Here is a 26,879-nt window from a genome sequence, read left to right as displayed (position 1 = left end):
TCTTATTCATACCCTGTTTGACGGTGTTTTAATCGTTTCCAAGCTTCTTTGCTTCTTTAATCAGAGCCTTTTTCTCCAGACGTTTTTCGATGATTTTTCCTACAATCCAAAAAATTGCAATACAACTCCCTACAATAATGGTCCGCACAGGATTTTTGGCGAATTCCGTAATACTTGAACCGATATAAGCAAGGGAGAAGATCATAACCGATTTACCTAAAAGTACCGCTAGAACAAACTGTTGGATACTGATTTTCGATAGACCGGCAACTACATTGATTACAGCAGACGGGGAGAACGGAAAGCAAGTCAGCAAAAACAATGGTCCAAATCCATGTCTCTCAAGCCATGTCGTTACTTTTTTTACTTGTTTATTTTTGCGTATTTTCGTAAATAGCGGTTTCTTCCCGAGCTTTCGTATAATTAAAAAAACAAGAATTGCTCCAAGAGAAGAACCAGCCCACGATAATAGAAATCCCTCAAGCAATCCATAGGCAGCAGCATTTGCAAAAACAAATACGACTAGTGGTAAAAATGGAAGGAAGGCTTCTATAAATGGTAATAAAATACCTGGAAGAGGTCCAAGCTGCTCGTATTGACCAAGCAGGTCCATGATGTATTCATCTAGCCTGTCTTCCTCAAACATAATTCTCCAATCGGATAGTGCAGTGTTTATGGCGTCCATGTAGTGAAATCTCCTCAGTATGTATAAAGTGAAATCGTTTGGGGTCCCTTCATTCCCCACCCAAATGTTAGTTGAACGAATTAGGAATAAAATATGATTAGCTAGTCCGTATATCCCCCTCTATGTAACTATTCCCACCCAAGTGGTTGCATAACCTATTTTATAGATCCTTTATCTAATTTTATTTTAATGCAAACGAAGTAAATTTCCTACTTATAAAAAAGAAAACAGCCACTTTCTTTCCCAGTTTATATAAATTAGTTGTATTTTTTCTTCGTTTTAACATATAATAAGAAGAACAAACGTTCTATTTCAGAGGGGGAAGACCATGCGCTATCTTACAGAAGAAGAACGACATATAGCCACACGATTTCTTTTTCTTTCAATGGCAATCGTGGTAATACAACAAGATATTCAACATATTGAAAGAGGAGCATTCAAAATAAAGGAACCCTATACAGAACTTTTGGAGACCATGGCAACAGTGGCAGGTTCCGAGCGACGCGAATTACGTACTCAAATGAGCAAAAGGAGAATAGAGGTGGTGACCTTACACAAAAACGATTCTTTCTCTTCCTTTCTATTTCTTTGCCAGGGCAGAGAAGAGAAACGGAATTATTTCAACCCGGCAATTCGCAAAAAAGTGCACGCCATAATACAGGAGCTTATGCAAAAGTCTCTGCCGTCTTTTCCGAAACCTGTTTCTGCAAAAACCTAATGCGATTGTCTAACAAATAACGGAATTGAGCAGTGCGCTGAACCTGATTTAACATGGAACCATAGGAAACGGATAAATTTACTTTTTTCCCATTTTTGAACATAATCTCTGTTCCTTGCCCAAATGCATCTAAAATGTGGTCAATGTGGGAATGTGCTATCCATGAACATTGTTTGCTTGATGGAGAGGTAGTAGGAAAGAAATACATGCCGCTGAGAGGGTCCACGGAGATGGGAGCTTTATGTGTTATGCCACAAATATCCCTGGTACCATCCTGTCTTCCTTTAAGACTTGACCCGAAAAATTTGCAGGCATGGTCCATTACTTTACTTGCAGTAACTGCCACTGTGTAATCGTTGTGTTCTTCCATTACATTGGTGATAAGGTTACCGGATGCGTCTTGTTCTGTGAGGAGTACCATCGTAAGTGGGGTAATTTCTGGAGTAGGAGCGTAGATGTCTTCATTAAAAAACATACATATCATCCTTTCACTAAACAGCGAAAGAAAGTGGCTTCTTACTAAATCTACCAAACTACAAACAATAAATAAAGACCTTACAGATAATTTATTTGAAAAATTTTATTTTTCTCATAAATAATAGCCCCTGTTGCGTTATTTGCCCCAGGGACTAGCATTAAATCATCCCTAATTAAGAGTTATTCATTATCCTTCCACGTCTCAAAATCCCCAGAAACATAGAAAGCTTCTACAGGTATCTTTATTAGCAATGGTATGCTCATATGTTTTTACTCTTAGCTCTCGTTAGTTCCTTATACTACTTTTCAAGCTCCTCCTAAGTATCTTTCCAGTTGTGTTCTTGGGAAGTTCTTCAAGAAACTCAATTTTTGTTGGTGTTTTATAAGAAACCAAATGGTTCACGCAGAAATCCTTCAAATCTTGTTCCGTTATTTCGGAATCATCGACTACGGCAAAACATGTTACGGATTCCCCACTCTCAGGGTGTGGTTCCCCTACGACCGCGACTTCTACAACACTCGGATGTGTGTATAGAACCTCTTCTACCTCTCTTGGGTACACATTGTAACCACCTACAAGGATCATATCTTTCTTTCGATCGACGATATAGAAATAACCATCTTCATCAACTCGAGCCATATCCCCTGTATAAAGCCACCCATCTTGTAGGGTTACCTCTGTTTCTTCGGGCATTTTATAATAGCCTTTCATAACATTGGGGCCTCGAACAATGAGTTCACCTACTTCACCAGTTTCTACTTCCTCACCAAACAGGTCTACCACTTTATTTTCCACATTCCAAATGCTTGTTCCTATTGAACCTGCCTTCCTCGGACGGTCAATTGGATTAAAGCAAGTAACTGGAGATGCCTCTGACAATCCGTATCCTTCTGATAATCGAATTTGAAACGTTGCTTCAAACGCCTCTAATAGAGAAACAGGCATGGCGGCCCCACCAGAAATACATAAACGGACCTTACCGAATCTCGGTTTCTCTCCTTTAACGGACTGTAAAAGGTAATTATACATAGTTGGCACACCAGCAAATACTGTAGCTTCATGTTCATTGGCTATCCGAATTACCTCAGCTGGTGAAAATTTAGGGATAATAAGAATGGTTCCCCCATTCATCAATGGAGCATTCAGCGATACAGTCAAACAAAAAACATGGAACATCGGTAAGGCTGCAATCATACGATCCTCACCATTAATCCCCAAGTAATCAGCTACATCCTTGGCATTAGAGTAAATATTTTGGTGGGAAAGCACAGCTCCTTTAGGCTTTCCAGTCGTTCCAGACGTATACAAAATGATTGCCGTATCCTGCTCAGCTAATGTGGGACCCTTAAAATTTCCTTCTCCTTTTCCCACCAATTCTGAGAACGCCTTCATTTTGTGTTGTAATGAGTCACCTTTTACGGATACATTTGCTCCTGAATCACAAGTAATATAATGTTGCACACTAGGCAGATCCTGATCAATGACAGCAAGTTTCTCAAGCATTACATCCATCGTAATGATAGCTTTCACATCACCATTATGTAGAATATAGGATAGCTCGTGTGCAGTATACATTGGATTAATGGGAATAACAACAAGACCAAGTCTCAGGGCACCATAGAGACTTATAACATAATAAGGGGAATTTCCAACAATTAAGGCAACATGATCGCCTTTTTTATACCCTAACTTCTCCATACTGGAAGCAAAACGTTGTACAGCTACTTCTAATTCTTGATAGTTCCTCTCCTCTTTTTCAAAAATATACGCTATCTTTTCCGGGTTTTCCTTCGCTGTAATCGATAGTTGATCACTAATATTCACAAACTAACCTCCCTTAAATTTATTATGAATGAATAGTCATTCATAATAAGACCAAAAAAATAGCTTTCTAGATTTGCTTGTCTTTATTATAAAGTAGCAATATTCCATTTTCAAGCAATTTTGAAAGCGTTGACAATTAAAAGTGGCAACTATTCGAAAGTTTATGTATCAGTTGGGAAGTTTCTAAGTTTGGATGTTGACGATTCACTTTGCTATGCTGTTGTTTTAATTGAGACGTACTCCAATAAAAAAAGCCCACCAAGTGAGCTTTCTCTTAATAGATTAAATTAATAAAATCTTCTTTTGTAATTTTACCAAGATAGTGCGGTACATCGACACCTGCTAAGGCTTCTTCAATCGATTTTCTTTCATGGCGAACACCTTTTAATTTATCCTCGATCACTTCAACACTACCTACACCAAAGAAGTCACCATAAATCTTACAATTTTCAATAACTCCCTTTTTAACGTCAAGACGAACATCAACGAGGCCAGCATCAAATTTATGAGATTCTTGGATATTGAATGACGGTGATTTACCATAATTCCATTCCCAATTTTGATAACGATCTTTAGAGATTTGCTCTACATTTTTCCAGTCTTCCTCTGTTAATTCATATTGTGGAACATCAGCAATATCTTCTACATCAAAGACATGTTTTAGGATCGTTTCCTTAAACTCGTCCATCGTTAGAGATTCTTCTAGGAATTCAGAGATGTTTGCAACACGGCTCCGAATGGACTTAATTCCTTTTGATTCAATTTTTTCTTTTCTAACTTTTAATGCAGAAACAACGTTCTCGATTTCTGAGTCGAACATTAACGTTCCATGACTAAACATCCGACCTTTCGTTGAGAACATAGCATTCCCGGATATTTTTCGACCATTAGCTGCCAAGTCATTTCTTCCTTGAAGCTCAGCAGGAACTCCAAGCTTATTTAAAGCCTCTACCATTGGCTGAGTGAACTTAGCAAAATTTTGGAAACTGTTTCCGTCATCTTTGGTAATAAAGCTAAAGTTCAGGTTTCCCTCATCATGGTAAACGGCACCGCCACCAGATAGTCTGCGGACAACCTTAATTCCATTTTCATCAACATAGCTTGTATTAATTTCTTCAATGGTATTTTGATTGCGCCCAATGATAATGGATGGCTTGTTAATGTAAAAAAGTAAATATGTATCGTTCTCTCCGAAATTCTGTAGTACATATTCCTCCAATGCCAGATTCACCATTGGATCTGTAATTCCTTTATTGTCTATAAACTTCATACCAATTAACCTCCCAAAAGAATATATCTATCATTAAGTTTAAGGCATCTATCTCGCTAAATCAAAAATTAGGTTTTGGCCTGCCAAACCAGTCCTTCTTCGGCTAAATAGACTGTCCCTTTGTATTCCTTCTTTGCTTCTTGGACTAACTGGTTCCTATCACCATATTGAGGTAGGTGGCTCAACATCAATTCTTTTGCTCCAGCTCTCTCGGCAATCTTTCCGCCTTCTTTGCTCGTCATATGTCCAGCACTCTCTCCATTTTGGTCAGCATAAAAATTGCAATCTGTAATGAGCAGATCAGCCCTTTGTGAAAATGGGATCCACTCTTCTTTAAAACTGCTATCCGCTGTATATACTACCGTATGCTCACCATCTGTTATCCGCATTCCGAAACACGGAACCGGATGAACGGTTTGCAGAAAACTAATCTGAAATGGCCCGATATCTACAGATTCATCTGGCTGATAAGCTTTTCCTTCTGTGTACTCGTGTGACAAGCTAGCAAATCCTTCTTCATCCAAAACATGGCCATAGATTGGCAGGATGCGGTCAGCACCATTCACATAATAATTTACTAGCTTTGCATACTGTAGAACACCAATATCTGCCACATGGTCCTCATGATAATGAGATAAAATGACGGCATCAAGCTCGGTCACTGGTAGATACTGTTGAAGCTTAGATAATGAGCCACTGCCTGCGTCTATCAATAAAGAGAATCCGTCTTTTTCTAGCAGATAAGAAGAAGTTGCTTCACCAGGGGCAGGATAACCTCCCCAAAAACCAATTACAGTTAATTTCATAACGACACACCCTTTTTTATACTTTGTTGTAACACAGTATTGACAATTTTCATACTGTTATAATACAATGACATTATCTTAGCAAAGGAGGATTCACATATGTTTAAAGTTATGGAGTTCTTTCGCAATCTGCCAAAGAAAAAATGCAGTCAATGCGGGCTTGATATGGTAGAACAAGCCGACTGTTATGGTAACCTATGTGACGAATGTGATCATCCCGCAAGATAAAAAATTTCCTCTTTCCACTGTACTATAACACTTGCTAATCTATCTACTCTAAAGCAGCTATCGCTTAATAGCTGCTTTTTTCTTGGTTTTGATTCTTTTATGCGTTACTAGTAATACGATTTATATTACAAAAGGTTTTAAACAAATTAAGCGATAATTCTATCATTTCTGGCTGCGATATATTATAATTACTTAGAGTACCGAAATAAATTGGATACATACATCAAGATAACAGAAAGGGGAAATTAAAATGACTACAGGAACAACCAATCGTTTAAAGCGTTCAGAAGTACCTACAGAACAAACTTGGGACTTAACTGATCTATTTACAACACATAAAGAATGGGAGAAGGAACTAGAAGCCGTACAGCAGGACGTCACAGACGTAACAGCCTACAAAGGAAAATTAGGAGAAAATGCTGCAACACTGCTTTCCTGTTTGCAGACACTTGAAGCTTTCCAACAGCGTGTAGTGCGTGTGGCAAACTATGCTAGTCTCCGTGCAAGTGCAGATGGATCCGATCCCGCTAACCAACGTGATGCAGCTAGGGTGTCAGCCGGACTGGCTTCCATTGGAACGAAACTTACTTTTATACAATCAGAACTACTAACCTTGTCCAATGAGACGATCTCACAATTTCTACAGGATGAGCCTGCATTAAAAACATATGAAAAAATGTTGCAGGATACGTTAGAGAAAAAGCCTTATACCTTAGCTCCTGAGATTGAAGAAACACTAGCAGCATTAAGTGAGGTTCACGATGCACCATATATGATTTATGGGCGTACTAAATCTTCCGATATGCAGTTTGACTCAATTGTTGATAAGGATGGGAAAGAACAGCCAATGTCAGCTGCTTTATATGAGGATCGTTACGAGTTATCTGCTGATACGGAAACACGCCGAGCTGCATATAAATCTTTTACCAATACGCTTAACCAATACAAAAATACGTTTGCGGCAACGTACGCTACAGAGGTAACAAAACAGGTAACTATGTCTAGGTTACGTTCATACGACTCTGTTACAGACATGCTGCTGCAATCCCAGCAAGTAACTAAAGAAATGTACCACAACCAGCTTGATGTAATTCAAAAAGAATTGGCTCCACATATGCAACGTTACGCAAAGTTAATGAAAGATAAGCTAGGTTTGGAGGAACTACAATATTGTGACCTCAAAGCACCACTTGATCCAGAGTTTACTCCAGTTACGACATATGAGGAAGCAACTTCTACCATCCTAGAAGCATTAGAAGTCATGGGACCTGAGTATACGGAGATTATGAAAAAAGGTATCAATGACCGGTGGGTTGACCTTGCCGACAATGTTGGAAAAGCGACAGGCGCTTTTTGTGCCAGTCCTTATGGTGTGCACCCATATATTTTAGTTACATGGACGGATACAATGCGGGGTGCTTTCGTACTTGCCCATGAGCTTGGACACGCTGGACATTTTTATCTCGCAGGGAAAAATCAAACCCTTCTTAATACTCGCCCTTCCACTTATTTCGTTGAAGCACCATCTACTATCAATGAGCTGCTTTTGGCAAATCACTTGATGAATAAAACAGATGATAAACGAATGAAACGCTGGGTGATCACCCAATTACTTGGCACGTATTATCATAACTTTGTTACACACCTTCTTGAAGGAGAGTTCCAACGTAGAGTATACGATCTGGCAGAAAAAGGGACTCCACTTACAGCAGATGTTTTAACAAAGCAGAAAAAAGAAACTCTAGAAAATTTCTGGGGAGATACTGTAACATTTGATGAAGGTGCAGGGCTAACCTGGATGCGTCAGCCGCACTATTATATGGGGTTATATCCATACACGTATTCTGCGGGACTAACTGTTTCTACTGCAATGGCAGAAAAGATTCAAACTGAAGGACAGCCTGCTGTAGACAAATGGCTTGATGTCCTGCGTGCTGGTGGTACGAAAAAGCCGCTTGACCTGATTAAGCAAGCCGGGGTCGATATGTCCAAACCAGACGCCATTAAAACGGCCGTAGCATTTGTCGGATCCCTAGTTGATCAGTTAGAAGAGAGTTATAAATAAAAGTCAAGCTTCAATTAGTGGGGGTTTTCGTTCTTTCTCCCCCACTGACTGAAGCTTGAACGAAACCGGGTTTTAGCACCGGGATAAACGAGTAAATATAAAAAACGCTAGGATACAACATATTCTAGCGTTTTACTATTCGCAAATTAACTTTAATACAATCCGACTTAAAAAATCATAAATAATATCATTGAAAAGGTTAGACCGATAGTAAAAGTCCAATCTTTCAGACCCATTGCCACACTATTTCTCTTTTTGTCTATCATTGAAAGGGATCTTCCTATTATTATTAATACAAATGGAAGAGCAACTATTGTTTTACTAAGGAAGGGATTTTCAACCGTTATAGATAACAAAGGCAAGAGTACCAAAGATAGCATTCCTATTAAGGCCACTAAGTATAGAAGGTACTTCGCTCGATACAAGTTCATAATTGCTCTCCTCATCATTAATATACTTTTTTCACAGCTCATATAGTTAGAACCATCGTGAAGTTACTATGTTCACATTTTACTTTAAAAAAGCATACCTTTCAATCTTGGTACATTGTCCTTTAATTTGGAATGACAAAAACTTATGATAGTCTCCGTTTATCTAAGTTCAGTGCTTAATAAGTTCATTAACGGGCAACTGGCTTAAATATAGTGGGAGAGGAGAACGTTATTTATGGAAATTAGAAAACCAAACGATTTGGAATATAAAAAGGTTTTATCACTTTCACCAAAAGCATTATTCGATGGTACCTTAGGCGAGGCAAAACCTACGGATGAAAAAGCCAAACAACTTATTGAACGATTATTGCAGAAAGGAAGTTATTATCTAATAGCAACGGAAGGCGATAATTTAATGGGTTGGATTCTTATAGGAACAAGTAAAGACCAATTTACGGAAAAAATATACGGATTTATTTATGAATTGTTTGTGTTAGAGGAATTTAGGGGCAATGGAATTTCAAAACAATTAATGAAAACTGGTATCGAACATCTTAAACAAGACGGATATTCAGAGGTTCGATTAAGTGTATATGCAGGAAATCAAGCATTAAAACTATATGAAAAATTAGGGTTCAAAAATAGAACCATTACAATGAGTATGCCCATTTAAAACAAACATCTTTATTGAAAATTGAGACTGGGACATAAGAAAATCAAACAAGAAAAAACTGTACATTCAAACGGCGTATTGCAGAAAAAGTTCGAACACATCCGGATAGCCCCTAATTTTTGAATATCTGAATTACACTTTAGCGAAGGAAAAATGCGAAGACTCCAGTGGGAACAGCACGAGTCCGAAGGCCCCGCAAGAAGCGATTTTTGCTTCTGAGGAGAACATGCGCCTGCGTCTTCTAGTTACGCTCCGAGGCTGGCTTCCTCGGCGCAAGGGAGCAAAGAAGTTTACTCAAGTAGTACCCTGGCCGTGCCCACGGAAAGCGGAGTATTTTCCGGAGCGGTAATAAAGCACTTAGTTTATTATTGTTCGTGTTTTAAAAAGGCTGGGACGTTATGTCCCAGCCCCAACATCATAACGAAAAATCAACATTAAACATTAACAGAGCCTTATAAAAAAATGCACACAAAATATATTTTAAGTCGTAATAATTACTTTAAAAATTCCAATACCTCTTCTACTGCTTTTTCACCTTGCTCAATACAATCCGGAATCCCAGCCCCATCATACGAGCATCCTGCCAAATATACACCAGGAATATGCTCCTGTGCTTTATCACGTACCTCGGCAAGCCGTTCTAAATGGCCGACGGTATATTGTGGTCGTCCGTCCTTCCATCTTGTAATTACACGGAATTCTGGTTCGGCTTTAATTTTCATTGTCTTCTTTAAATCTTTCATCACAATCCTAGTAATTTCATCATCTGATAAGTCAACGACTTCTTCATCCCCAGGTTTACCGACATAACAACGAAGCAGAATTTTTCCTTCTGGTGCTGTACTCGGCCACTTCTTATGCGTCCATGTACATGCAGTGATCCGAAAATCACTGTTACGTGTTACAAGGAAGCCTGTCCCATCAATGTCTCGCTTAATAGCAGATTGATCAAAGGCTAACACAACATTTGCTGTCGAGACAGAAGGTACTTCTCGGAAAGGCTTAAAGAAATCATACTGGCTGAACATCTTCGGTACGGTAAAATGAGGTGTTGCCATAATGATAGCATCTGCTTGAAGCACGTCCCCATCACTTAACAGTATATGATAGCCATGCTCTTTCTTTTCAATATGATCGACAGCCGTCTCTATTTTTACCGCCCCTTCATCCAACGCATCATGCAATGCGTGCACCAACGTTTCTAAACCATTTTGAAAGGAAAAAAACGCACCTGTCGGTTTAGCCTTGCCGTTCTTTTCAGGTTTTTGCATTGTTTTCTTTAAGCCCTTCATTACACTTCCATACTTCTGCTCGAGTTCATAAAAGTTTGGGTAGGTTGCTTTGAGGCTCATTTGGTTAATGTCACCCGAATGAATTCCGGAAAGTAAGGACTCAATCTGATTCACCAATAATTCATTTCCAAATCGGCGCCGGAAAAATTCGCCGAGGGATTGATCGCCCTTCTGCTTTCCTTTAGAAATAAACCTCTCCCCCACAGCACGAAGCTTTCCTTTACCAGAAATGAGGTTAGAGTTAAGTAATGGGCCAATTTCTTTCGGAACGCCCATAAAGGTACCTTTAGGCATTTTATGTAGCTTGTTTTTTAAAAGAATATAGGACTGGCCTGTAGCATTCCGGATCACTTGATCTTGTAGCCCTAATTCCTCCACAAGCTTAACTGCTGGTTCTTTTCTCGCTAAGAGTGAATCTGGTCCCTGCTCAATCGTAAATCCATCACGTTTCATTGTTTTTATTTTGCCACCTAGTCGATTAGACGCTTCCACTAGCTTGATGTTTAGCGAAAGCCCTTGCTCCTTCATGGTCTTCTGCAAATAATAGGCAGCGGATAATCCTGTTATCCCGCCACCTACAATTACAATGGATTTCGTTTGGCTCATTACACTTCACTCTTAACTTTTTGCATTACAACACCTGCTAGTGTGGTAATAAATTGTGGGTTAACATTCGGCATTTCTGGACGGTAGTAATTAGCGCCAAGTTCATCACATACAACTTTACATTCATAATCATTGTCATAAAGAACTTCTAAATGATCCGCAATAAAGCCAACTGGAGCATAGACAAAGGAACGATAGCCTTTATTATGGTACAAGTCACGCGTTAGATCCTGTACATCTGGTCCAAGCCAAGGATCTGGTGTATTGCCTTCACTTTGCCAGCCAAGTTCCACATTTTTAATTCCTGTTTCCTCTTTAATTAGCTCCGCTGTTTCCCGAAGCTGTTCCGGATATGGATCACCGTTTTGCAGAATCTTCTCTGGAAGACTGTGAGCTGAAACGACTAAAACTGCCTTTTCTCGCTCTTCTGGCGTCATCTCAAAGAAAATAGCGCCAATTCGGTCAGACCAAAGCTTAATAAAACCTGGAGCATTGTACCAGCTTTCCACCGATTCAATGGTTATACCATGCTTTGATGCTTCTTCATTGGCACGTGTATTGTATGACTGCACACTGAAAGTGGAGTAATGTGGTGCAAGTACGATAGATACCGCTTCTGTGATACCATCTTTTGCCATCTCATTAACCGCATCTTCGATAAACGGGGTAATATGTTTTAAGCCAATGTATGCTTTAAATTCATACTCATCCTGAGCTTCATTTAAATTGGTTTCTAATGCCTTAGCCTGCTGCTCGGTTATTTTGGCTAGTGGAGAAATACCACCAATTGCCTTATAACGATCCTTCAGATCTTGAAGCGCATCCTCTGCTGGTTTTCTTCCATGTCGTATATGTGTGTAGTACGGTTCAATATCCTCTTCCTTGTATGGTGTTCCATAAGCCATTACAAGTAAACCTAATTTTTGTTTTCCCATGTTAAGCACCTCTCTATTAAAATTTACAATTCTTTTTAAAGTTAACCCTTCCGCTAAGAAAAGATGGCACAAATGAAGTGATGTACGATCTATCTTTTGGAATATCTATGAATATATTCTGTAAGTTTTTTCAGTGTTTCTGGCTTAATATCTGGTGTTACACCATGTCCCAGGTTAAACACATGGTTACCATCAGCTATTCCTTCATCGATTAATGCTTTTGCTCGATCTTCTATTGTTTCCCATTTGGTTAAAAGTAAAGTAGGATCCAAATTCCCCTGAAGTACCTTTGTTACACCAATGTCACGTGCTTCTGTTATGGATGTACGCCAATCAAGTCCAATTACATCAACAGGCAGATCATTCCACTCCATTAGAAGATGTCTTGCCCCAACGCCAAACGTGATCAATGGTACGCCATGCTGTCTTAGTTCAGAAAATATACGAGTCATAACTGGCTTAATAAACACACGGTAGTCAGAAGCATTTAAGGCACCAACCCAAGAATCAAAAATCTGAATTGCTTTTGCACCTGCTTCTATTTGGGCTTCCACGTACGTTATCACCATGTCAGCTAGTTTATCCATTAAAGCAAACCATGCAGCAGAATCTGTGTACATAAATGCTTTTGTTTTATTATAATTTTTCGACGGGCCACCTTCTATCATATAGCTAGCCAAAGTAAATGGCGCCCCACTGAAGCCAATTAATGGTACATTCAATTGCTCTTCTGTTAATAATCGAATTGTGTCTAACACATAAGGAACATCTGCTTTAGGGTTAATGCTCCCTAACTTTTCTACATCATGAAAATTTTTAATGGGATTGTGTATCACTGGTCCAATTCCACTTTTAATCTCCACATCCACACCTAAGGCAGGCAATGGGGACATAATATCTTTATACAAAATAGCTGCATCTACACCATAGTTTTCCACAGGTAAGCGTGTAACATAAGCACAGAGCTCTGGTTGATGTGTTATTTCAAATAAAGAATACTTTTGCTTTAACTCTCGGTATTCGGGCTGGGATCTGCCTGCCTGTCGCATATACCAAACCGGCGTATGGCTCGTCTCTTCCCCTTTGTAAGCTTTAATTAACGTGTCATTCATTGTTTTGACCATGTTATCCATCCTTTATCCACCATTAAGAATAATTTTATCCGTATCCAATACTGTAAGCAGATTAAAAACCGCTCTCATAATCCAATATTAACTATAGCGATTTATTTCCCAACTGTATAGCAAAGCCATTTGATTGTCATGAATTTGTCTAAATTACCAGGATAACTCCACAATATCGGATCTCCCTCCCTCAAGCCTCGTCAAGGGATCATATGCTGTAATATAGTATTGCTTTGATTTGAAAAGTGCATTGCTTATTGTATATTCCGTCTCACCCTCCACTTCAGCAACACGCTTATCGATTCCATCTTCTACTCTATAGATCCGATAAACCACACGTTCATCTTGGGAACCTTGCCACGTGAGCTTTGCTTTTACGAGTGAAAACCCACCAAATTTATAGGTTGCATAAAGGTTTTCTATCTCTGGTAGTTCAATTGGTTTTTCTAGAGCAACAGCATTTTTAGGCTTCGTAAATGTCTCTGTTAACGGGTTTAGCTTATCGACCTCTGTCAAAATCGTTTTTGTTAGCTCTGTTGGATAAGCACTTCCACCTGTTAAATAATGGTTCTCATCAGATTGATCATAGCCCATCCATGTTACCATCACATAGTCTGGTGTATACCCTGCAAACCAAGCATCTTTAACTTGCCCTTCAACAAATGGATGCTGTGTAGTGCCCGTTTTACCTGCAAGTGCTTTGGAAAAACTTCCTGCTGAAGCAGTGCCATTTTCCACTGTTTCTAACAGTATCTCAGTCATATCCCATGCTACCTGCTCAGTAAATACTTCTTTCTCCACTGTATCTGCCTGAAAGAGTAGCTCATCATTCGAATCATAAATGCGCTCAATTGTATGAGAGTCCACCATCTTCCCATTTCTAGAAAAAGCACTATAACTACCCATCAAGTTTAATGGGGTGATTCCTTCAGTTAGTCCTCCTAAAGCAATTGCCAATCCATCATCTTCTATGGAAAGATTAAGCTTTTCTAGATACTCCTTTGCATAAGAGATACCTAGTTTATCAAGCAACCAAACAGCTGGCGCATTCTTGGAATATTTAATTGCATTATAGATAGAAACTGATTCATCATACTGGCCATCTGCATTTGTAGCAGTATACCCGTTATAATCTAATGCTTTGTCAGGTATAAGGGTATATGGGGTATATGACTCTTGCATTAGTGCAGGACCATATACAGCCAGAGGTTTAAACGTCGAACCAGGCTGCCTTTTAACTGCCGCACGATTAAGCTCCCCCAATTGGTAAGACCTTCCACCAAGTGCAGACACAATTCTACCTGTCTCCTGCTCCATCATAACGAAGGCTCCTTCTACACCTTCTGTATTTCCTGGGAAATACGCTTCATTTTGAAACTGATTATAAGCAATACGTTGGGTATTAGCATCCATATTGACAACGATACGATAGCCGCCGCGTTTTAGCTCCTTTATAGACAAATTATGTTTATCTGCTGCTTCCTTCATTACTAAGTCCACATAACTGTCTGAAAAGGGTTCTGTCTTTCTCTCATTTAACTGTAATTCTAAGTCACGGTTTTCTGCCTGTAGTCTCTTTTCGGTATTAAGCAGTCCTGCATTTTCCATGGAATGCAATACCACATTTCTTCGTTCCAAAGCCCTGTCAGGATGATCAATAGGTGAGTAGCCATTTGGTGCTTTAGCTAAACCTGCAAGCAACGCACCTTCTTCAATCGACAATTCACTTATCGGCTTGGAAAAAAAGTAATTTGCAGCTGTTTCTATACCATAGATCCCCTTCCCAAAGTAAATCTCATTTAAATATAATTCTAATATCTGATCTTTGGTGAAATTCTGTTCTATATATATAGCTGCCATTACTTCTTTTGTTTTCCTCATAATTGTTTTATCGTGATGTAAAAATAAATTCTTTGCTAGCTGCTGTGTGATGGTGCTTGCACCTTCCACTTTCTTCATGGCCACAATATCCCGCACGATGGCTCGCATAACAGAACGCAAGTCGACGCCGGCATGGTCATAAAAACGCCGGTCTTCAATAGCAACGAAGGCATTTTTAACATGATTCGGAATTCTGTCTATTGACACCAATTCACGATTCTCATTATATAGCTTTCCAATTACGGTGCCATCTTCCGTTTCAATGGTTGTAGTAGAATCAAGAAGAAATGCTTCATCATCTACTACTAAGCCTCCCCCATACAAAATAAGAGTAAAACCTATGAGACTTAGAACCAAAATAGCAACAAAGCTATACAATATCCCCTTAACATACTTGGGCATTCCCTTTTTAAAGCCTGTACGCTCTTTTTTCATTTGTTCACCTCTACACACAATCCATTATACGACAGATTTCTCCATTCTTAAAGTTTAATACTTCGTATCACCTAATAATCATTTTAATTTACCTCACCTAATGAAGTTTCACTATATTGTTTGACTAATTTACGAAATCGTAGGGTAATATAATAATAGTAATGGAAAAAAGCTTAGAAACGTATGGACCTATTTTTAAAAAATTGAGGGGTGAAATCTATGAAAGCATTTATGACAAATGGCACAATTGACTTTCTATTAAAACTGGATGAGAAGTATAAGGATATTCAGTTTTATTTTATGACAAGTAATAGTAGTGGTTTAGCCTATTATGAAGGGAAAGAAAAAAGTGTTTTTAACTCAGGACGGGATTATGATGTTCTTATAAAAAAAGGTGAAATATTAGAAGATGGCTATGTTGTAATGAACAACATTACAGTAGTAGAAGATGGGAAAGCTTCCTTTGAAGCGCGTTTTAAGGAACGTGAACATGATGTCGATATGATGCCCGGCTTTCAGGCATTTCGCTTTTTAAAACCACGAAAAGGCAACACCTATGTCGTATTTACACAATGGCAGTCAGTTCAGGACTTCGAAAACTGGAAGAACTCTGAGCAATTCAAGAAATCACATAAGGGACCGGCGACAAAGCCACCTGCTCACTATGCCGATAAACCTTTCATTACCACCTATCATATGTTCGATGAAAAAGAATAAGCAACTAAAAAATCGGACGAAGCGATGGAGACTGTTTAATTCGTTTCAACGCTTTGTCCGATCTATTTTTTAGAACAGCAACCTAATAGTGTTTTTTCCGAGCCCTAAATTTTAAGTGCCCTTTTTAACACTTGCCGTCGCGTCTTTCTACTCCACTACATATTGATCAAAAAATTGTTGGAAGTTATCTTCTGGCGCTTGGCCTACAATTCTTCCTTGTTCTTCTCCATCCTCAAAATGAATAAGTGTTGGTGTAGATTCGATACCATATACATTCCATTGGTTCTGAAATTCTCTAAGGTTCATTTTTTTCATGTCCACATCATTATCTTCAGCAAGCGGGACAAGATAAGGTGTAGTGTTTTGGCAATGGACACATAATGGATCGTAAAAATAAACTGTTACCGCTTCACCACTTTCCACTGTTTCCTGAAGCTCGTCAGGCATAATTTGGTTCCCGTAATTCGGATCATCAAGTTGGTCAATTGTACCTTGTTCAAGTTTTTTATCTCCGTATGGATTATCACTGTTTTCTACCGCCTGGTTATTCTTATAATCTATAACAAAATATAAGCCTGCAAATAAGAGAACGATTACCCCGACGAAGATGAGAATTTTCTTTTGCATTATGTACTCTCCTTTATTTCTTTGATTAATAGCAAATGTAATACAAAGATAACAATAAACGCGATCCCTGCAAGGAATGGAATCGTAATAAACCCGAAGTAGTTTACATAGGCAAGGTTACATGGGACTATACCACATGCATCCCCCGCATCCTGTAGGGCAGGAAGCTTTTGTACAAGGTAATGATAAAGTGATACAAACATACCTATTCCACTTAAAATCAGTCCTGGAAGTGCAATAGATACCTGTTTTTTAAATGCAGCCACTCCATATATAATAACTAATGGGTACATAAGTATACGTTGAATCCAGCATAGCTCACATGGGACATAGCCCATGACTTCCGAGAAAAACAAACTACCTGCAAGGGCTATAAAAGCCTGCGCCCATATAAGTAGTAACAGATTTTCCGCTTTCTTCGTTAGATTAGTCATTTTTTAAATCCTCTCATTTAATCGTTACATTGGTATTATACAAATGCGGAGAGAAAAAAACAAAGGGATTGTCTTATTTTTTATCTCAACTTCGTCATATTTTAGATCTGAAATTCTTTTAGTCTTTCATTAATTGCTGTTTATGTACATACACTGCTGCCTGGGTTCTATCCTGTACTTCTAATTTGGAGAGAATGTTACTAACATGTGTTTTCACTGTCTTTATTCCAATATAAAGCTTCTCACTTATCTCTTGATTCGTCATTCCATTCCCAATACAAAGTAACACTTCTCTTTCTCTTTCCGTTAGGTCATCATGCAGCTTTTTTTCTTCCGTACGAAAACTCGACAACATTCTTCCAGCAACTTTTGGTTCAATAACATTTTCTCCTTCAGCTGCTTTTTTTATGGCTGCTAGAATGTCTGTAGCTGAGGAGGTTTTTAACAAATAGCTAAAGGCTCCTGCTTCAATAGCAGGAAAAACCTGCTCATCGTCATAATAGCTTGTTAGAATAATAATTTTGATGGAAGGGTCTGATTTTAAAACTTGCCTCGTGGCATCGACTCCCGTACCATTTTCCATCATTAAATCCATAAGGACAACATCCGGTTTTTCTTTTAAAATTAATTCAGCTCCTTCATTGCCACTTGAAGCCTCACCAATCACATCAATGTCTTCATCTGTCTGTAAGTATGCAATGATGCCTTTACGTACCACTTCATGATCATCCACAACGATTACTCGAATCATGTTATCCTCACCTTTCTCCTAATTTAACACGGTATGCGAATGGTAATATGAGTTCCCTCTTCTTGATCAGAACGTATAACAAAGGTTCCACCAAGCTCTTCTGAACGTTCTTGCATCGTTTTTAACCCATAGGATGCCTTTTTTTCTACTCTATGGTTCACATCGAATCCTTTTCCATTATCACGTATATGGATAAACAATTCATTAGCACGCGTTGATATGTCTAGTCTAACCTCTGTTGCATTCGCATGGCGTAGAATATTGGAGAGCGCCTCCTGGATAATACGGAACACGTGATCCTCTATTGTCTCTGTAAGTTCTAACTCCTCTTGTATCCCCAGTTGGAAGCGTGTATTACTCTTTTGCTTCAGTTCCTCTACTAATTTGCTGACACCTGTTGATAAGGAATCACCGGATAGATGGACGGGGCGCAAATGCAAAAGGAGTGCCCGCATTTCTGTCTGAGATTGCAGGGCAGATTTAGCGACTTCCTCCATTTGTTTTTTAGCTGTTGCTGGATTTTTATCTAATTGCTTTAATGCTGCTTCCGACATCATTGTTAAGGCGAAAAGCTGTTGACTTACAGCATCGTGGAGGTCTCTAGCTAACCGCTGACGTTCTTCAATTACAGCGGCCTTGTGTGCAGATTTTGCATAATCGGCTTTTTCATCAGCCATACGCTGTAAAGATTTAACCTGACTTTGCAATTTCTCTCCAAGTTCGTTCATTTCATTGCCAATTCGAGCCAATTCATCTCCTTCGTTATAATAAACACGAGATTGATAGTTACCATTAGCAAACTGTGTGATGAGGACTGACAAATAGTCGAGTCGTTCCTTCATGTCCCCACTTGATTTGAAACCAGTATATAGGGAAATAATAATGGCAAGCACAATATATAAAGAGATAAAGAGAAAAATACTATGCGGTGTTAGCCATTCTGGTTCAATCAAGACATAGATTGAAAGCAATATAGACAAAATAGTTACCGTTGTTAGAAATACACCATATAAATGGGAGCGTATATAACTATACCGTATACTCGAAAAACGTTTATTCATGTACAGCTCCCCCCTTATACATAGTCGATTCTGATTGAACCGGCCTTTAAACGAATATGAAAATCAATTTTTTGTACGGCGTGCTCATAATCTTCTGTTTCATAATCAAGAGTTCGATTCATCCCATCCATATTCATATCTATCACTTCAATATCTCCTGCTTTGACAGAAGCATGAACTCTAAAGGGAATATCTTCGGGGATTAAAATAGTAACATCCCCCGCAAGCGAGTTAATGGAGATTGGCGTTCGCTTTTCTGGAATAAAGGCTTTAGAAAAGTCAAAGTAAAAATCGCCTGCCATATTATTTAAGTTCATAGGTTCAAGTTTCCAGTTAGGAGACGTGTACTCATAACTGCCGACAGAGAAGAAAGAAGAATTATGGGATTTCTGAGATTTATCTGTATAGAATCCCTCGTCTTTACTATTATATGTTACGAAGTATTTCTTTCTCCCAATTAAGAGAAAACCGATATAAATAATAAGAAGCGGCCACAATTTAAATATATCTCCCAATGTAAACGAGATATATCCAAATCTATCAAGAAGCAGCAACGATCCGGCCACAAGGAACAATGATCCAAAGATCCAGGTCCCTCCTCTTCTTTTCCAATAATCCATTAGCCATTTGCAACCAATCACCACAAAGAAGGCAGGATATATATATAACCAGGCTGCGTTAAAGTCAAATGCAACTATTCCAATGTTAGAAAGAACGAGCATAATGCCTAGCGCAATGAGTACTACTGCTATGAAATAACGGACAAAACTTTTCATTTTATTCCTCCTCCCTTCCTTTTCAATATCAAATTTAAAATTTATTCCTCTGGAGTAAAAGCCTTCAGGCGTTTATTCCGTAATGTATTTAGCGCAATCCCTGTAATAATCAGTCCACTTACCATAATAATGACCTGGATTTCCACCCCTACTGCAATTAATAAAGAAGTAGCGGCATAGGAGACAGGCACTAGCCCTGTAGATACTGTCATCAACAGGCTCATCATTCTACCAAGCATGCGCTTTTCTGTTGTCTGTTGTAGCATCGTCATAATAGGGATGTTAACGACCTGCATGGTAAAGGCCATTACTAACACTAATCCTGCTGTCAATATTAACGTTTCTGATGTACCTATGATTGTATAAATAACACCGAGACCAATTAATCCCCGAACGACCATAACTCCAGGTTTTTTAAATGCTTTAATAGCTAAAAATACTGCACCTAGTAATGCACCGACCCCCATTGACATCTGAACCATCGCCAAACTGACTGCACTTCCCGCAAAAATGTCCTTGACGATAATTGGTATGCCAATCGTAAATGGCCCTGTAAAAAAGAAATTAAGGAAGAAGGCCATTGAAACAATGGAAATAATAAGCTGATTTTTTTTTGCGTAAACTAGCCCTTCTTTCAAATCTGCCCAAGGTGTTTGAATTGTTCTTTCTTCTTCATCTTCTTTCTTCAAACGTATAAACAATACGATTATAGAAGCAATAAATAACATGCACATGGCTACAGTAAATACGCCTGTAAAGCCAAGAACAGCAATTAAAGTTCCACCTAAAGCCGGACCCGCTATCGGACTGATTTGTGCGGTCATTTGAATTAGAGAGTTTCCCCTTTGCAGTTGATTCTTTTCCAAAACCATCGGTGTCAATGAGTTTATAACAGGGTAGCTAAACGCATCTGATATCCCAAACAACGCAGCCAGTGTAATAAGGTGCCAAGCAGTAACTGAATCTGTTATTAAAAACATGATAAGGACAAGAATAAGTACTGCCCGTGACAAATCGGATATAAACAAAATGAGCCGTTTATTAAACCGATCAGCAACCACCCCTCCTGAAGAAAGTAACAGCAACCTGGGAATAGAAGCCGCTAAGAAAAGCATGCCGAAGTAAAAACGGTTTTCACTTAGGGAGAGCATCAACCATTCCGCACCAATTAAATAGACATAATAACCTGGTGAAGAAAGAAATGCACTCAAAAACAAAAGGATAAAGTTACGATTTTTTATTAATGGAACTGGGACTGTCTCCCGAGCTTGTGCAGTAATTTCCATTGAAACTACCTCCCTTAATTGATCTCCTACTTATCATACAAAATCAATTAATAGAGAGGCACCGTCTGCGGATTGCTTTTTACTCCGTCTTAAGACTGAGCTTTCTTTCTTAGGAATTCATAAAGGAAGATCATACACAGCACCCATAGGTACCCAAATACAAAACCAGCTACCACATCTGTTAAATAATGTACATTAATGACATACCTGCTTGTCCCTATTAAAAGGATTAAAACAGCAAATGCGGTGTGAATGACCCTTTTTGTTTTTGGATTTTTTACTAACTGGACAATAAAGTAAGCTAATAAGCCATAACACACCATGGAGATCATCGCATGACCGGACGGAAAGCTATACCCTTCTGCATTTGCTGAAACCAGAATGCTTGGTCTTTCTCGACCCACTACATGTTTAATATACACATTGATCAAATGGCCTCCCCAGGTACCCCCAGCAAAAATAAGTACAGGTAAAAGTGTGCGGAACTTCCAATATAGAATAATGGCCATTAGGATTACAAACGGAATCGTGAAATGTGATGAACCCAATTCGGTTATCCAGCGGAATACTGTATAGAAAGGAGAGTCCACAGCAATCCCTTCTACAGGGCCTCTTGTCCACTGATCTAAATAAGGCAATGTGCCATTTAGAATTCTCATGATCCATAACCCTATCATCAGGGTAACAACTGCAAGTAGTACAAGTAATAGATGAATTTTCTTAGATCGCATCTATATATCCCTCCTATCTATATAATACCTTATATGAGGTTTCAAAAACACTGAGGAGGGAAAGGTATAAGCGGATAAAAAATATTAAAGGCGGGATTGAAATGGAAAAAGAATTACAGCAACTAATCGATGGATTAAACGTAGACTTAGCTAACGAATACGGTGCTGCCATCCAGTATACCTACAGCGCGTCTGTAGTTTCAGGGCTATATCGCTCTGCATTAAAACCATTTTTTGAAGCAGAAATTAATGATGAACTAGGCCATGCACTTTACTTATCAGAGAAAATTAAATCACTTGGTGGAACTCCAACCACAGAAGCAGCTGACATTCCACAGCCAACAGAAGTGAAGGATCTTTTAAAAGCTGCCCATCAATCTGAATCTGACACTATTGAGCGCTACGAGGAAAGAAAAAAACAAGCAGAAAATCTTGGTTTCACAGAGCTTGTTGTAAAATTAGAAGATCTTATCTCTGATGAAACACACCATAAAGAAGAAATTGAACGACTTTTAGCAGATCCGCGTTTATCTGAATAAATACTTGAGCTTTTAACGATAATTCCTCATGTAGCACCCCCATTTTCCTATTGGACGATGGGGGTTTTATCTCTCTATTAATATAAAAGAAATAAGCATTTCGATAACGAACTTGCACTACCACATTACTTAAAGAACCAAATTTTTTACAGCCTTGGTCTCTCCCACCTATCCCCCCTTTTTGCTTTGAAATGTTATAATAGTTAGAAATTCATCAAGGGGGAATTTAATTGTTACAAGATATCCACGCATCCATAGACAAACTGTATGATGAAATGGTAGAAACAAGACGTTATTTACATCAATATCCTGAATTATCCTTTAAGGAAACGAAGACGGCCAAGTATATAGCTGATTATTACGAAAAGCTAGGTATTCCTTACAAAACCGGTGTAGGAGGTAATGGTGTCATTGCTACATTAAAGGGTGGAAAACCTGGTAAAACCGTTGCATTGCGAGCGGATTTTGATGCGTTACCAATCCAGGACGAGAAAGATGTACCTTACAAATCAAAAGTAGATGGTGTGATGCATGCATGTGGTCATGACGGACATACCGCCTCTTTACTTTCACTAGCCAAAGCAATGAAAGCATTCCAGGAGGAACTTCCTGGAACGATTGAATTTTTACATCAGCATGCAGAAGAATATGCGCCAGGTGGCGCGAAGCCAATTGTAGAATCAGGTGCCTTGGACCATGTGGATGCAGTATTTGGGACACACTTGTGGGCAACTACTCCACTTGGTGTATTACAAACCTCCAAGGATGTATTTATGGCTGGAGCGGATCGATTTACTATCACTATCCAAGGATTAGGTGGGCACGGTGCTTACCCACACGAAACGAAAGATTCCATCGTTATTGCAGCACAGCTTATTACCCAGCTTCAGCAAATTGTGTCTCGCAGACTCGACCCACTTGACACAGCTGTAGTAACTGTAGGGATATTTGAAGCAGGAAAAGCCTTTAATGTAATTGCAGATAAAGCAACATTGACTGGGACAGTCCGTTATCTTAATCCAAATATACAGGACGACCTTATTGCTGAGATGGAGAAAATCATAAAAGGGGTTTGTATTTCTAATGATGCGGACTACATTTTTGACTATACAAAGGGATACCCACCATTAGTTAACCATGAAAAGGAAGCGCTACTTGTGTTAGAGTCTAGTGAAGCGATAAAAGATATTCATACTCGAGAGACAGTCGTGCCCGTTATGGGGGGAGAGGATTTCGCTTATTATACCCAGCACAAACCCGGGGCTTATTTCTTTACAGGAGCTAACTTAGAGGGGAATCCTTTTCCACATCATCATCCTAAATTTGATATTGATGAGCGTGCATTACCAATTGCAGCAAAAACTTTAATTACAGCCTATATGGCATACCAAGAGCGTTAGTAAATTGTAAAAGTCCCGCCGACAGTGAATACTGTTGACGGGCTTTTTAATCCAAAAAAGTAAACGGGTGCGATTTATTAAACTAATTTGCCTCTTACATACCCTTGAATAAACAGGATATTAAAAAGGATTCCACCTAGTAATGTGGTTATAAATCCTGTATAGGCTTGGATTAGCAAAAAGACGAGGGAAAAAATGACAGCTTGTCCAATCGAAAGCTGATACAATAACTTCAAAACAGCTTGCCTCTTCGGTTTTACATCTACTGGATAAATATCAAGCCAGATATTCGTCCGATGATGTTGATAAATTGTCATCATCTGAAAGCAACTTAAGTACAGAAACAATATTGCAAAAATAACCTTCATCCATAAGTTAGGAATATAATAGATGAATAATCCTCCAATAATAATAAGGCGGACATACATGCCGAGATAATCTCCACTCCGTATAAATGTTATGCGGTATAAATAGTCAAACGTATTCTTTTTGTCTACAGTGAAACTGGTAAGGAGTTTTACCAGCCATTGTCGCTTCCTCACACGATTTTTCAAATGAGGTACATCTGCAAACATATTTGCAATTCTATAAAATGTCTGCATTCTATTCTGATCCTTTTCCACGAGCAAATCCCATATAATACCAGCTTGCTTTCGAGACACACTCATATCATAAAGAAATAAAAGAGCGAACATGATTGATGTGATGCCTGCCATCAACATATTCCCGCTTATAATAAAGTAAAACACGACAATATTTAAAATAGTTCTTACCACTAGATCGAGTCTTCTCGTTCCAGGTTCACGAACTTTTAACATCCACCAATTAGCAACTAAATTTCCTAATTTAAAAACAAGAACAATAGCTATACTAAGCAGATACATCTGTCCACTTCTACCAGGAAAAGATGCAAAGTAGAGTGGTCCAAATGCTGCAGCTACTAACAGAACGAGGTACAACTGAATAACAAAACTGTAAATAAGTGAATTACGGAAATAGGCATGCATTTTTGTCTCTGCTGCTATTAAGAAAACAAGATCTGGCTCTTTAAGTAATGTACGTACAGGACTATAGCTTACTAATAGCCCTAAGACCACACCCATAATTTCAGCAGTCGGGAAGTCATCTGGCAGCCCTGTAAGCCATTGTTGATAATAATAAGCCAATGCCGAAATAAAAAACAACATGGCAACAGCAATATGCCCGTTAAATATGTACTTTAAATAACGACTTGTTTCCTTTAGATGAGCTGAAAACCTCTTTTTATAAAAGTCATGGGAATTAAACATGGCTATCTTCTTCTTTCGTAAGCTGCACATACAGGTCATCCAATGTAGCTTTAGGCATATTAAAGGTGTTTTGCAACTCTTCTAAAGTGCCCATCGCTCTAATCTCCCCTTCATGTAAGATGACAAAGCGGTCACAATAGCGCTCGGCTGTAGCGAGAATATGGGTGGACATTAATACACCTGATCCATTTTCCTTCATTTCATCCATTAGCTGAAGATAAGATTGAATACCGAGTGGATCCAACCCTACGAATGGCTCGTCCACAATATATAGCGGAGGTTCTATAAGAAATGCACACATGATCATCACTTTTTGACGCATCCCTTTAGAAAAATGGACAGGGAACCAATTCAGTCTTTTTTCCATTCGAAACTCTTTTAGCAGTGGTGGCAAGCGTTTTTCAAAGAGCTCTTCCGAAATACCGTAAGCCATTGCTGTTAGTTTTAAATGCTCCTGTAAAGTAAGTTCATCATACAATATAGGCATTTCTGGGATATAGGCAAGTTGATTTCGATATGAAGTAGGGTTTTCTTTGAACATTTTTCCATTAATTGAAACAGAACCTTTTTTAGCTTGCATTAATCCTATTATGTGTTTGATAGTCGTACTCTTCCCCGCCCCATTTAGACCGATTAACCCGACGATCTCTTTGGGATAAACATCAAAAGAAATACCATGCAAAACATTTTTATGGGTATAACCCCCATGCAAATCTTTAATATGTAGCAATGATTCCACAACGTTTCCTCCTCTTCATCTTCCTTCATTTTATCATTACCAAGATTGATTGCCAAAATAAACTGTACCTTGAATTTTGACAAAAAACGTGACTACCTGCATATTATTTTATTTTGGTTGCAAACTAGTGATAGAAGGGCGGAGGTTTCCAATCAATTCATTTCAATAAACTACAAATGAGGTGTTAGTGATCGAGTAGCGAAAGAAGTTTCGTGCACTACACTAAACGAGGTGTCAGTGATCACTATCTAAGTAAATTTGTATTTCAGCAAATGAGGTGTTTGCGAAAGGTAACCAAATGTAATAAACCCTTTTGCCAGCTTATCTCAGAGAAATACTGAGATATTGACAAAAAGGTTTACGTAACCAGAGGTTCATGCACATGCATAAACTATACCGTTTACGAAGTCCCCACATTTTCGTTACAAACCCTTCGTCCTTCTTAGTGCAGGCATCGCTCACAATGAGTGATGCCTGTTTCTTTGCATTAAGCCCGCTTCCTCTATACAATAAAAGTAATTTAATGAATGAAGGAGTGGATTAGCAATGACTCATAACGATTGTATTTTCTGTAAAATAATTAATGGTGAGATTCCTTCTGCTAAGGTATATGAAGATGAACATGTCTACGCTTTTTTAGACATTAGCCAGGTTACAAAGGGACATACACTAGTTATACCGAAGCATCATACTAAAAATATTTATGAAACACCTCCGGAAATAGCAAAAGAATTATTTGCACGTGTTCCACTAATTGCTAATGCAATTAAGAAAACGTACAATCCAATTGGTATGAATTTACTAAATAACAATGAAAAACCAGCAGATCAGTCAGTCTTTCATTTGCACATTCATATACTTCCTAGGTACGGCGACGGTGACGGCTATTCATCAAATTGGAATGTGCATTCAGATGAATACACATCAGAAGATCTAACTGAAATTGCTAATAATATTAGCAAAGCTATGTAGCGTAGTATCATTTCCACATAAAGTGAAATTTCAATTATTGAGAATTTCGTTTCCCCCACTGATTGTTAGTTGAACGAATCGGGGTGTTAGCGTCCGTTTACTCCCA

26 protein-coding genes are annotated in these 26,879 nt (G+C 38.7%); 8 read left to right on the top strand and 18 right to left on the bottom strand.

Annotated features, from left to right (window positions below; all coding sequences use genetic code 11):
* Positions 1 to 28: 28 nt before the first annotated feature.
* Complete coding sequence (locus BN985_RS15625) at positions 29 to 685, bottom strand: TVP38/TMEM64 family protein (protein ID WP_042224586.1); 657 nt, start codon at positions 683 to 685, stop codon at positions 29 to 31.
* Positions 686 to 1,013: 328 nt separating this feature from the next.
* Between BN985_RS15625 and BN985_RS15620 the strand changes: the two genes are divergently transcribed.
* Entirely contained in the window at positions 1,014 to 1,403 is a 390-nt protein-coding gene (locus tag BN985_RS15620; protein WP_042224585.1) for a hypothetical protein, read from the top strand.
* Here BN985_RS15620 and BN985_RS15615 read toward each other — a convergent pair.
* The 4 genes from BN985_RS15615 to BN985_RS15600 form a co-directional block, all read right to left on the bottom strand.
* Positions 1,351 to 1,878 (bottom strand): competence protein ComK, encoded by a 528-nt coding sequence (locus tag BN985_RS15615; protein ID WP_052360715.1) that lies wholly within the window; start codon positions 1,876 to 1,878, stop codon positions 1,351 to 1,353. The genes BN985_RS15620 and BN985_RS15615 overlap by 53 nt on opposite strands.
* A 288-nt stretch (positions 1,879 to 2,166) precedes the next feature.
* Positions 2,167 to 3,705, bottom strand: a complete 1,539-nt coding sequence (locus tag BN985_RS15610) for a long-chain-fatty-acid--CoA ligase (protein WP_042224583.1) — start codon at positions 3,703 to 3,705, stop codon at positions 2,167 to 2,169.
* 274 nt (positions 3,706 to 3,979) lie between these two features.
* Positions 3,980 to 4,975, bottom strand: coding sequence for a lipoate--protein ligase (locus tag BN985_RS15605; RefSeq protein WP_042224582.1), 996 nt, complete (start codon positions 4,973 to 4,975; stop codon positions 3,980 to 3,982).
* Between the two features lie 68 nt (positions 4,976 to 5,043).
* Entirely contained in the window at positions 5,044 to 5,781 is a 738-nt protein-coding gene (locus BN985_RS15600) for an MBL fold metallo-hydrolase (RefSeq protein ID WP_042224580.1), read from the bottom strand.
* A gap of 99 nt (positions 5,782 to 5,880) precedes the next feature.
* On the opposite strand from BN985_RS15600, the gene yhfH reads away from it, so the two are divergent.
* From yhfH to BN985_RS15580, 3 genes are all read left to right on the top strand, one after another.
* Positions 5,881 to 6,009, top strand: coding sequence for a protein YhfH (gene yhfH, locus BN985_RS15595; RefSeq protein ID WP_081779362.1), 129 nt, complete (start codon positions 5,881 to 5,883; stop codon positions 6,007 to 6,009).
* A gap of 250 nt (positions 6,010 to 6,259) precedes the next feature.
* Complete coding sequence (pepF, locus tag BN985_RS15590; RefSeq protein WP_042224578.1) at positions 6,260 to 8,074, top strand: oligoendopeptidase F; 1,815 nt, start codon at positions 6,260 to 6,262, stop codon at positions 8,072 to 8,074.
* A gap of 666 nt (positions 8,075 to 8,740) precedes the next feature.
* The gene (locus BN985_RS15580; RefSeq protein WP_042224575.1) at positions 8,741 to 9,178 is read left to right on the top strand and encodes a GNAT family N-acetyltransferase; all 438 of its coding nucleotides are present in this window, start codon (positions 8,741 to 8,743) and stop codon (positions 9,176 to 9,178) included.
* A gap of 494 nt (positions 9,179 to 9,672) precedes the next feature.
* On the opposite strand, the gene hemY is transcribed toward BN985_RS15580, so the two are convergent.
* The 4 genes from hemY to BN985_RS15560 all read right to left on the bottom strand — a co-directional run bounded on the left by hemY (position 9,673) and on the right by BN985_RS15560 (position 15,451).
* Entirely contained in the window at positions 9,673 to 11,076 is a 1,404-nt protein-coding gene (hemY, locus tag BN985_RS15575) for a protoporphyrinogen oxidase (protein ID WP_042224573.1), read from the bottom strand.
* Positions 11,076 to 12,011: a ferrochelatase gene (gene hemH, locus BN985_RS15570; RefSeq protein WP_042224571.1), complete on the bottom strand. Its 936-nt coding sequence runs from the start codon at positions 12,009 to 12,011 to the stop codon at positions 11,076 to 11,078. The genes hemY and hemH overlap by 1 nt, the downstream gene beginning before the upstream one ends.
* Before the next feature lie 89 nt (positions 12,012 to 12,100).
* Positions 12,101 to 13,135 carry a uroporphyrinogen decarboxylase gene (gene hemE, locus BN985_RS15565; RefSeq protein WP_042224906.1) on the bottom strand — a complete coding sequence of 345 codons (1,035 nt, stop codon included), beginning with the start codon at positions 13,133 to 13,135 and terminating at the stop codon, positions 12,101 to 12,103.
* Positions 13,136 to 13,288: 153 nt separating this feature from the next.
* A complete protein-coding gene (locus BN985_RS15560; RefSeq protein ID WP_052360714.1) occupies positions 13,289 to 15,451 on the bottom strand; it encodes a transglycosylase domain-containing protein in 2,163 nt (720 codons plus the stop codon).
* A 219-nt stretch (positions 15,452 to 15,670) separates the two neighbouring features.
* On the opposite strand from BN985_RS15560, the gene BN985_RS15555 reads away from it, so the two are divergent.
* A complete protein-coding gene (locus BN985_RS15555) occupies positions 15,671 to 16,168 on the top strand; it encodes an antibiotic biosynthesis monooxygenase family protein (protein ID WP_042224569.1) in 498 nt (165 codons plus the stop codon).
* A 147-nt stretch (positions 16,169 to 16,315) separates the two neighbouring features.
* Here the strand turns inward: BN985_RS15555 and BN985_RS15550 are convergent, their stop codons facing one another.
* The 7 genes from BN985_RS15550 to BN985_RS15520 all read right to left on the bottom strand — a co-directional run bounded on the left by BN985_RS15550 (position 16,316) and on the right by BN985_RS15520 (position 21,834).
* A complete protein-coding gene (locus tag BN985_RS15550) occupies positions 16,316 to 16,795 on the bottom strand; it encodes a thioredoxin family protein (protein WP_042224568.1) in 480 nt (159 codons plus the stop codon).
* Positions 16,795 to 17,229, bottom strand: coding sequence for a disulfide oxidoreductase (locus BN985_RS15545; RefSeq protein WP_042224567.1), 435 nt, complete (start codon positions 17,227 to 17,229; stop codon positions 16,795 to 16,797). The genes BN985_RS15550 and BN985_RS15545 overlap by 1 nt, the downstream gene beginning before the upstream one ends.
* 118 nt (positions 17,230 to 17,347) lie before the next feature.
* Positions 17,348 to 17,980, bottom strand: coding sequence for a response regulator (locus tag BN985_RS15540; protein WP_042224566.1), 633 nt, complete (start codon positions 17,978 to 17,980; stop codon positions 17,348 to 17,350).
* Positions 17,981 to 18,003: 23 nt separating this feature from the next.
* On the bottom strand, positions 18,004 to 19,041 hold the full coding sequence (locus BN985_RS15535; RefSeq protein ID WP_042224565.1) for a sensor histidine kinase: 1,038 nt from the start codon (positions 19,039 to 19,041) through the stop codon (positions 18,004 to 18,006).
* A 14-nt stretch (positions 19,042 to 19,055) separates the two neighbouring features.
* Positions 19,056 to 19,817 carry a cell wall-active antibiotics response protein LiaF gene (gene liaF, locus BN985_RS15530; RefSeq protein WP_042224564.1) on the bottom strand — a complete coding sequence of 254 codons (762 nt, stop codon included), beginning with the start codon at positions 19,815 to 19,817 and terminating at the stop codon, positions 19,056 to 19,058.
* 41 nt (positions 19,818 to 19,858) lie between these two features.
* A complete protein-coding gene (locus BN985_RS15525) occupies positions 19,859 to 21,103 on the bottom strand; it encodes an MFS transporter (protein WP_042224562.1) in 1,245 nt (414 codons plus the stop codon).
* Between the two features lie 89 nt (positions 21,104 to 21,192).
* Positions 21,193 to 21,834: a phosphatase PAP2 family protein gene (locus BN985_RS15520; RefSeq protein WP_042224560.1), complete on the bottom strand. Its 642-nt coding sequence runs from the start codon at positions 21,832 to 21,834 to the stop codon at positions 21,193 to 21,195.
* A 101-nt stretch (positions 21,835 to 21,935) separates the two neighbouring features.
* Here BN985_RS15520 and BN985_RS15515 point away from each other — a divergent pair, with 101 nt between their 5' ends.
* On the top strand, positions 21,936 to 22,373 hold the full coding sequence (locus BN985_RS15515; RefSeq protein WP_042224559.1) for a ferritin-like domain-containing protein: 438 nt from the start codon (positions 21,936 to 21,938) through the stop codon (positions 22,371 to 22,373).
* Between the two features lie 230 nt (positions 22,374 to 22,603).
* Positions 22,604 to 23,773, top strand: a complete 1,170-nt coding sequence (locus BN985_RS15510; protein WP_042224557.1) for a M20 metallopeptidase family protein — start codon at positions 22,604 to 22,606, stop codon at positions 23,771 to 23,773.
* A gap of 77 nt (positions 23,774 to 23,850) precedes the next feature.
* Here BN985_RS15510 and BN985_RS15505 read toward each other — a convergent pair whose 3' ends face one another.
* Together BN985_RS15505 and BN985_RS15500 are read right to left on the bottom strand one after the other, a co-directional pair.
* Positions 23,851 to 25,062 carry an ABC transporter permease gene (locus BN985_RS15505; protein ID WP_042224555.1) on the bottom strand — a complete coding sequence of 404 codons (1,212 nt, stop codon included), beginning with the start codon at positions 25,060 to 25,062 and terminating at the stop codon, positions 23,851 to 23,853.
* Entirely contained in the window at positions 25,055 to 25,801 is a 747-nt protein-coding gene (locus tag BN985_RS15500; RefSeq protein ID WP_042224554.1) for an ABC transporter ATP-binding protein, read from the bottom strand. Before BN985_RS15500 ends, BN985_RS15505 begins: the two co-directional genes overlap by 8 nt.
* Before the next feature lie 546 nt (positions 25,802 to 26,347).
* Between BN985_RS15500 and BN985_RS15495 the strand changes: the two genes are divergently transcribed.
* Complete coding sequence (locus tag BN985_RS15495; protein WP_042224552.1) at positions 26,348 to 26,773, top strand: HIT family protein; 426 nt, start codon at positions 26,348 to 26,350, stop codon at positions 26,771 to 26,773.
* Positions 26,774 to 26,879: the final 106 nt, after the last annotated feature.

Origin of the sequence: Oceanobacillus manasiensis (genome assembly GCF_000724085.1) — a bacterium.
Taxonomy (GTDB): Bacteria; Bacillota; Bacilli; order Bacillales; family Amphibacillaceae; genus Oceanobacillus_B; species Oceanobacillus_B manasiensis.
Note: the sequence above shows the minus strand (reverse complement) of the source record. Positions and strands in the feature narration are given on the sequence as shown.